Consider the following 8,787-nt stretch of genomic DNA (forward strand, 5'->3'; position numbering starts at 1 on the left):
CCCATGAACCCGATACCAATGGTTCGCGCCTCCACACGCTTCTATCAACCACACAAGCCACCTTAAGGCCTTGCCACAGTGGACACATATTGAGCGCCTAACCCCTCTCGTGTGGATCACCTTACCCCACTCATCAATCCCACACAGTTGAAAAACCCCTTTTGCAATAAATACCAACACCAAGTATTTTAATATCTTTCATGGCCCTGCTCCTTTTTTTAAAAATAGAAACTCTATGTTGGCGCATTATAACGCCCTCTTTAAGGAGGGGCACTTTTCATTAGGTTACTTAGCTGGCTTAGCCTAGCGAATTGTAAACAGGCCCTAATTTGTTTTTTTAAATTGTTTCTTGTGGATCGATATCTAACGACCAGCGTACTTTTCTTCGCTGGGTTACTAAAAACGAAATTAATTTATTTAAAACACTATGTAAATGTTTTCGGTGCTTTGATTGGAATAATAATTGATACCGGTAACGTCCCGCTTTGCGCTCCATTCCGGCTGGGACAGGACCTAATAAATCCACTTCTTCTTTCAACTCGTTGACCATCAATTCTTTTATTTTCGTCAAAAAATTGAGGGGTAAACTTTGCTTGACCGCTTCGGTGCGCAATAAAGCTAAATAAGTGAAGGGTGGTAGTTGTACCAATTGACGTTCTTTTAATAAAGCTTGCGCAAAAGCTTCATAACCTTCTTGGAGCAATAGGGTTAAAAAGGGGTTATTCGGTTGGTGGGTTTGAATTAATACTTCCCCTTGACGATCGACGCGTCCGGCTCGGCCTGCAACTTGAGTGAGTAATTGCCCCATCCGCTCAGTGGCTCGAAAATCAGCGCTGTATAAACCGCTATCGGCGTCAATGATCGCCACTAAAGTTAAATGAGGAAAATGATGGCCTTTTGCTATCATTTGTGTGCCAATTAAAATGGGGGCTTCGCGATTGTGGATTAAATTTAATTTATTTTCCATGCTGTTTTTTGTGCGCGTGCTGTCGCGATCGATTCGGACAATATCGTCATTGGGAAAACGTTGTTGTAATGCCGCTTCGAGTCGTTCCGTTCCTAAACCAACACCGATTAATTCTTGCTGATGGCACTGCGGGCAAGTGGGTGGGAGTTTTTTAGCCGCGCCGCAATAGTGGCAATAAAGGCGCTTTGGGAAATAATGCAGTGTTAAGCGAGCATCACAACGCTCGCAGTGCATCGCCCAACCGCAACCGTGACACAATAAGGTCGACGCGTATCCTCGCCGGTTTAAAAATAATAATACTTGACCTTTATTTTTAATGTGTTTTTTAATGGAAATTAATAAATCCTCACTCATTCCGGCGATTAATTTTTTCTGGCGCAAATCAACAATCGTTAAACTCGGCAACTTTGCTTTACCAGCTCGGCCGGGCAAAGATAGTAATTGGTAACGGCGGCGTTCAACATTATACAAACTTTCTAATGATGGAGTTGCTGATCCAAGCACGACGGGAATATTTTCAAATTGTCCTCGCATCACCGCTAAATCCCGCGCCGAATAGCGGAATCCCGATTGTTGTTTAAACGAGGTATCGTGTTCTTCATCGAGAATGATAATTCCCGGATTTAACAACGGGATGAAGATAGCGGAACGAGTGCCGATAACAATTTTTGCCGTTCCTCTTTTCGCCATCATCCAGACTTGAGCACGTTTTTTATCGGTCAAACTGGAATGTAAAACGGCCGTTGGCACATTAAATCGTTTACGAAATCGATTTAATGTCTGAGGCGTTAATCCAATTTCGGGAACTAAAATTAAGGCTTGTTTCTTTCGCTGAATTAATTTTTCAATGCAACGTAAATAAACTTCGGTTTTTCCACTGCCAGTAACGCCGGCTAGCAAAAAAGTTTGAAATCCTTTTGAATCAATAAATTGATTGACGGCATTTTGTTGATATTCATTTAACTCAAGAGAAAGGGTATCAGCCTGATTGAGCTCCTCTATTTTTTCACTGATTATTGTTTTCCCTTGCCGAAATAAACGCGGCAAAGATCCAAGAATAATTTCCCCAACGGGATAATGATAATAATCACTGGCCCAACAATACAGGCTTAGTAAAGAAGGTGGAATTAGGGCCACTTTGTCGATAATTTCAATGATCGGTTTTAGCTTGCTCAATGGAAGCGCGGAATGAGTCACCACATCGAGTAAAATCCCGACTGTCTCTCGCCGACCAAAAGGCACCTTCAAGCGCATGCCAGGCTGTAATGGCTGGGTTTCCGTATTAAGGGGTAAATAATCAAAGCTTTGCCAAAGCGGCGAAGGGACAGCGACTCGCAAAATAGAAGTGGGTGGATTCATGGAGATATCTTACTGCACATGATGAAATTTTGTTATGATAACCTGCTATATTTGTTAACATGGAGAAAACCATGCCAACTTACAGCACGAACGAATTTCGTGGCGGGCTTAAGGTAATGGTCGATGGGGATCCTTGCAGCATCATCGACAACGAATTTGTAAAACCGGGAAAAGGTCAGGCTTTTAACCGCGTAAAATTTCGTAATTTAAAGACGGGCCGGGTATTGGAGCGCACGTTTAAATCGGGCGAGACCCTGCCGGCCGCCGATGTGGTTGAAGTCGAAATGCAATATTTATATAATGATGGTAGATTTTGGCATTTCATGACATCGGAAAACTATGAACAACACGCGGCTTCCAAAGAAGCGGTAGCTGAGGCAAAGCAATGGCTTAAAGAAGAAGCCCTTTGTATGGTGACCATGTGGAACGATGCTCCTTTGTCTGTTGAACCTCCTAATTTTGTTGAGCTTAAAGTAACAGAAACCGAACCCGGCGTTCGCGGCGATACCGCAACGGGCGGCACCAAACGTGCAAAATTGGAAACTGGTGCTGTCGTTCGCGTTCCTTTGTTTCTCAATGAAGGGGAAATTATTAAAGTCGATACGCGACGGGGAGAATACGTTTCCCGGGCAAAGTAAACCCGTGACCCATTCCCGTTGGCAACCCACCGCTTCGATTGAAAACCAGCGATTGCGTGCGCAATCGTTAAAAAACATTCGCCAATTTTTTGCTGAACGAAAAGTCATGGAGGTGGAAACACCGATTTTATCGCAGCACACCGTGACCGATATTTATATCGACAGCTTTCAAACCACTTATTTAAACGGAAAAAAGAAACAGAATTATTATCTTCAAACTTCCCCTGAATATGCAATGAAACGTCTGCTGTCAGCGGGAAGCGGGCCTATTTATCAAATTTGCAAAGCCTTTCGTAACGGTGAAAGCGGCTCGCAGCACAATCCTGAATTTTCAATACTTGAATGGTACCGTCCTAACTTTTCTTGTCACGATTTAATGGATGAAATGGATGAATTATTGCAATTTATACTTCAATCTAAAAAAGCGTCGCGTATTACTTACGAAGAATTATTTTTAAAACATCTGGGAATTAATCCGCATCAAACCTCCTTACACCAATTACAATCACTCGCCAACCAATTTTCACTCGAAAATTCTAACGAATACAGTGATCGGAACACACTATTACAATTTTTATTTAGTGAGCACCTTGAACCAAAAATCGGATTTGATGCGCCTTTGTTCGTGTATCATTTTCCTGCTACGCAAGCGGCGCTTTCAAAAATTAATCCCCAAGATCCCAACATCGCTTTACGATTCGAGGTTTATATTCAAGGAATGGAATGCGCCAATGGCTTTGAAGAATTAACAAACGCCGACGAACAACGACAGCGATTTTTAAATGATAACAAAAAGCGAAACCAGCAAAACCGTCCTTCCATTAATATCGAAAAACGCTTTCTCGACGCTTTGACTCATGGCCTGCCACCTTGCGCCGGCGTTGCCGTCGGCCTGGATCGTTTAATTATGATGAAATCGGAAAGAAAATGTATTGACGACGTGATCAATTTCCCTTGGGAAAGGGCTTAATCAAAATTCGATTTATTTCAAAATAAAATTTCTGCAAGTAACAATTTTTAAAATAAATTAACATGTGAATAAAAAATTATTTATTTTTTATTCACATTTGACATTTGATTAAAATTATTTATTATTTATCTTCATTTAAAATTTTTTATTACAAAATAAATTTACGAGGTTAAAAATGTCTAGGTCGCCACCCAAAATCAATTATCCTTCTTCTGATTGTAGCCCAAATAACAAAACCCAATTACTTCAAAAAAGTTGAAAAACTAGTAGTTTTCATGACAATAGAATAAAAACGGCATCTAGTCAATTATCCCTTGCCACATTAAGTTATACGCCTATTGACCAAGAAACGACTGAATTAGAATTAAAAATATATTTATTTCTTTTTACTAGAGCACTCGATCGTAAACTTGGCTACACTCAAGAGGACAAGCTCGACGATAAAGCACAAAAGGTCGGAATTGACATTAATTTAGAGTCTTTGAATTATTTACTAGAAATTTTATACCAAAACTTAGAGCCTCAATTAAAAGAAGGCACTAATTTGACCTACCATAAATCTTCAACAGCTCGTAAAGCGCTTGAATATCACGAGACACTTAATAGTAGGCTAAAAAAGAAAATCGCAAAAGATGTCGAATATAAAAATCCGCTTACTATCGTTCGGATTTTGAATAAAAAACAACCTCTATTTCAACTTTAATCGGCACAAGCGGAGGAAATTGGAATAACGGGAGTTGGAGCCATAGCGGGAAGCGCTGGGGCGGATATTGGGACAGCCGTAACGGTTAGCGTATTAATTTTTTATTTATGCTGTCGAATAACTTCGGAATATTGGAAGAAAAAAATGCTGAAAAACTCTTTGAACATATGGATCAAATTGATAATGAAAACATCATAGAGTTAATTTCAGCATTATCTGCCTTTTATATTGTAAAAGAATTTGAAAATAAAAATATTCAAAAAGCCTCCTTAAAACTAAGTCTGAACCCTGAATTTCTTTATTAAGATATTCCAAAATCTATACCATGATAAATCATTTCACTTGCCGTCCCAACTACCCATTCAAAAAAAATTAAAAATAATTGTCAAACAAGCTAAAATAGATGCCGATAAAATTCATATGCATCTAATAGAATATGTTAATACTAATAAAGCTCAATCTATCTCTATAAATCTCTATACACTAATCATTCCTAGTTTTGCATATAATTCTGAAGAATCTCCAACTATTGTAAAGACAACAGCTGCTTTACACGCTTGGTTGTGGGTATTAGACAAAACGCTAGAAAGGAAGAATTGCCTGTTTAGAAATTCTTTTGAAAATCGATTAAAAAAAGTAAGAGCAGGAGTAATAAAAACAATGAAAACTTTTAAACAGGAAGTAAATAACGTTTTGCTAGAAACTGACGATAGCTCCTCCGGAGTATCGCTTTTGTCAGATGAAAATAAAACGGATAGAGTCAACGAGTGGGTTAACAAGCAAAAACTCCCATCCGTTAAGCCCTATCAAAAGCGCTTCCCACCTTGAATTATTCAGTTCTCTTCGAGAGCAGAAAGGCAAGGCAGCTAATCCAAATGCCTCTCGACTCTCTTTGCGTCTGGGAAAATAGTCATTTCAAATATTGCAGAAAGTTAATAGTTTTGTTAAGGGAGAAATAGAAAATGCGTTCAATTTATATGGCTGGAGAAGAAGATCTCCAGCCCATTAATTTAAAGATATCCATTTATTTAGAATCCTTAAATACGGAAAGACTAAGCCGATATAGGAACTTAATGAAGGAAAGATTACGAAAAAAAATGGAACAACAAGTTAAAAGGCAGAAGTCCAAAAGCAGGTCTAAAGCTAAAGAGATACTCACTAACAAACTCCAAAATAACAGCAACCATCACATCGGCTCCCCTGGACCGTCGGAGCCTATGGCATTTTAGTTGGTTCCGCCACCCCATTCCTTGCTTCACAAACAAACTCGTTTATACAATCCTCGGTGCACAGAGGTTTTGAGAACCTCACCGGCTCTGGATTAATGGGCACGATAATGAGTCCCATATCGAATGGGTTAAGTTTGGTTTTAGGAAATACGGCAGAAACGGCTATAACCATCGCCACACCTATCGCGGCCCTTTACTTCGTTCCCACTTTATTTAGATTATTTTTTATATTTCCAAGAAAATGCTCTATCTCCTAGCTAATTTATTTGGTTCAACAGAAAGTCATTCTTTAAATGCAGAGTATTTTGAATCAGACTCTCCTCTCTTTACACTTTTATGTAATCTTTTAACTTTAGCTATTATTGATGATCTAACGCTACGTTTGAAAGCCCTTGGAATAGAAAAAATATCTATTAACTTGATAAAATTGAAAAATAAAATTCTTAATGAAGAAAATAATAGCCTCAACCTGGAAGAAAAGACGCTTTATGATTTAGCTAAAAAAATCTAAAAAATTAATAGCGCTGACCCTAAAAATAGGTGAAGAAAAAATTTTTAAATCTTTACAACCCCTTGAATCCGTTAACCTGCTAAAAGCGCAGATTCAGAAATTTATTCCTAAGGTGGATGTCTGGGATAATGAAAAAATTGACTTCTGGATTACGGTAATGGGAGCGTTAATAAACAAAGAATCTGTTCAAACGAGAGAAACATTTTTCAACACATTACAGAGCATCAGCACACCAAAGACACCGAGTAATGCCTCCAACCCACACTCAGTTTTTCAGCTTGATACGGAACCACAAAACAAACAACGAGAAAAACTCTCCCCCACCTATCAGCCTGCTTATAGCGGCCAGGTTTTCTAATGTCGAGAATATTCAATCAAGCACGGGGTCGTCCTAACTAAAGGCGCCTCGGTTTTTCACTGAAATTTCTCCATAAGAATACAAATTTCAGTGAAAATTGCTGAAATGTAGACAAATTTCAGTTGTAATGGATCTATGACTTTCAAGCGGGCTTATTGAAGACCAAATCTTAGACACTATCCATCTGGATGAGCTCTTCAAGCGCATAAAGCGTCTTTTGTGGGAAACGCTTTAGCGGATAATAACGGGTAATGATGTCCAGGGCGCCTTGATAGGTTGTTATGTTCAGATAACGTAATAAATAGCGAAAGTCATCAAAATCATAAAATTCTCCCCGATTCATAAAGCTAAACATTTTATCGCCAATAAATAATCAGGACGGCTAACAAATACCCTAAGGTGACTTAATTCTAAAAAAGAATCAAATTCTCCCCGATCGCTCAAATAACCTTTAACAGCATCATTCAGCCAATCAGCTTTCACTCCAACATGGGCCCCGACTTTGGCAGCAATTTTACGAAGTTTCTGAGCAGGTTGAAATAAGGCATCGACATCCTGAGTTGCTGGAGGAGCATCATAAACTAAGTACATTACCCCCCACTAAATACAATTCCCCTTCCAGCGATTGATGCTTGAGCTCCTCATTTAATAGTTCAAATAATCGCTTAATATCATGCTGCGTTAACTGTTGTGACATAATTACACGCGCTGCCCCACTGTCGAATCAATGAAAATGTTTCGATATCGAAACGGAGGAGGTGAATGGGTCAATAAGTACAAACGCAAACTCATCAAATCGGTTCAAGAGACAGGTTGAGAAAGGGGTTTAATCTCTCGCACCCAAGCTGGTGGTGATGTGCCCTCTTGGTTTGCTGTATATTCAATCATTGCAGCAACATAATTTTCCCAATAGGGTAAAAGACGAACTCCCGACGGATTTGCTAGCATTTGCTCAAACTCTTTTAGAGTCGCTGTGTGAAAGAGATCATGCAATTCAGAAAGTAATAAATGCTTATCTTTACCACGCTTCAATTGGGTGAGTAATTGTTTAAAACGCCGGGCGCCTGTAGGAGGAACATGACTCAAAATCCATTCAGACATTCCCATGCCAGCGTGTTTTGCAGCTCGCTAGACAGCTGCCTTCTCATCAGGAGAAACTCGGATTTGTAACTGGAGCAGCTTAGCGGCCTTTTTCACCAGCCATGGAATAGCGCTATCAAGCAATATTGTCAATACAAACGTATTGACTTAAAAAATTACTCATCGTTTTTATTCCGATGCTCGAACATGAAAAATAAAATTCCAACGTTGGGTATTTAACAATCCCGCACGCAATTCGCGCACCACCGCCACCCAGTTCTTTCGGATGATCGGAATAATCATTACCACCCGCATGGATCATTAATGAATGGCCGATGACGTCTTTCACTTTCAAGCGGGGCGCTAAAATAGGCAAGGTCGCTGTTCCATTTTTACCGTTAAAGCCGGTAAATCGCCCAAATGGCCATTGGGATTGTAGGGGGGCCTATGTTTGGTTGCCCGTGTTCGCCGGATCTAAATAACCCCCGCTGCTTCGCCCTTGTTACTACAATCAGGATTCACGTAAATGTGGAGCCCATGAATTCTCCCTGGGAGTAAGGCTCGCAAATTGGGTTTTATTAACAAACCATATTGAGTATCCATATTGAGTATCCGTCCGTCAAGGTTATCGAACCTACCGAAGACCCATCCCCCGTTTTTGCAACGCGATACATATTTACCGCAACCGTTTCTGCATTTGCCAAAGTGAAATGAAGTAAAAAGAACAAAACTCCTAATTAATAGATTAATTCTTGATAACATAAAAACTCCTTTTTCGTTTTCATCAAAAATAATTCTAGCAACAATCCCCTTGGCGCACCTCAAAAATATTCCTTCTCATTTTAAGATTTCCCCGTACACGAAGGAAAGCGATGAATTTATCTTCTGAGCAGGCGGAATTAATGGAAAGGTTTGTTTTAATTGAAGCAATTGATTATAGGGGTTGAGAAGCAAATTGATTATGGGGGTTGA

At 39.6% G+C, this 8,787-nt stretch carries 3 protein-coding genes and 6 pseudogenes; 4 read left to right on the top strand and 5 right to left on the bottom strand.

Annotated elements, in window-relative coordinates; all coding sequences use genetic code 11:
- A pseudogene (locus OWO34_RS08165) lies at positions 1-202 on the bottom strand (IS110 family transposase); the annotation flags it as partial.
- Positions 203-337: 135 nt separating this feature from the next.
- Positions 338-2,326, bottom strand: coding sequence for a primosomal protein N' (locus tag OWO34_RS08170; RefSeq protein WP_267257161.1), 1,989 nt, complete (start codon positions 2,324-2,326; stop codon positions 338-340).
- 71 nt (positions 2,327-2,397) lie between these two features.
- Between OWO34_RS08170 and efp the strand changes: the two genes are divergently transcribed.
- The 4 genes and pseudogenes from efp to OWO34_RS08190 all read left to right on the top strand — a co-directional run bounded on the left by efp (position 2,398) and on the right by OWO34_RS08190 (position 6,735).
- Positions 2,398-2,964, top strand: a complete 567-nt coding sequence (gene efp / locus OWO34_RS08175; RefSeq protein ID WP_267257163.1) for an elongation factor P — start codon at positions 2,398-2,400, stop codon at positions 2,962-2,964.
- Between the two features lie 4 nt (positions 2,965-2,968).
- Complete coding sequence (gene epmA / locus OWO34_RS08180; RefSeq protein ID WP_267257162.1) at positions 2,969-3,934, top strand: elongation factor P--(R)-beta-lysine ligase; 966 nt, start codon at positions 2,969-2,971, stop codon at positions 3,932-3,934.
- A gap of 175 nt (positions 3,935-4,109) precedes the next feature.
- Positions 4,110-5,547: pseudogene (locus OWO34_RS08185) on the top strand (CBU_1818 family Dot/Icm T4SS effector).
- A 52-nt stretch (positions 5,548-5,599) separates the two neighbouring features.
- Positions 5,600-6,735, top strand: a pseudogene (locus OWO34_RS08190) (CBU_1819 family Dot/Icm T4SS effector).
- A 169-nt stretch (positions 6,736-6,904) separates the two neighbouring features.
- Here the strand turns inward: OWO34_RS08190 and OWO34_RS08195 are convergent.
- The 3 pseudogenes from OWO34_RS08195 to OWO34_RS08205 form a co-directional block, all read right to left on the bottom strand.
- A pseudogene (locus tag OWO34_RS08195) lies at positions 6,905-7,432 on the bottom strand (hypothetical protein).
- Positions 7,433-7,434: 2 nt separating this feature from the next.
- Positions 7,435-7,932 (bottom strand): annotated as a pseudogene (locus OWO34_RS08200) (type II toxin -antitoxin system TacA 1-like antitoxin).
- A gap of 118 nt (positions 7,933-8,050) precedes the next feature.
- Positions 8,051-8,577 (bottom strand): annotated as a pseudogene (locus tag OWO34_RS08205) (superoxide dismutase family protein); the annotation flags it as partial.
- Between the last annotated feature and the right edge of the window lie 210 nt (positions 8,578-8,787).

This window comes from Coxiella endosymbiont of Ornithodoros maritimus (assembly GCF_907164965.1).
GTDB lineage: Bacteria > Pseudomonadota > Gammaproteobacteria > Coxiellales > Coxiellaceae > Coxiella.

Bases quoted from the DNA above. Each gene is read 5' to 3' on its own strand.
- OWO34_RS08170 (WP_267257161.1), bottom strand. From the start codon at position 2,326: ATGAATCCACCCACTTCTATTTTGCGAGTCGCTGTCCCTTCGCCGCTT.
- efp (WP_267257163.1), top strand. From the start codon at position 2,398: ATGCCAACTTACAGCACGAACGAATTTCGTGGCGGGCTTAAGGTAATG.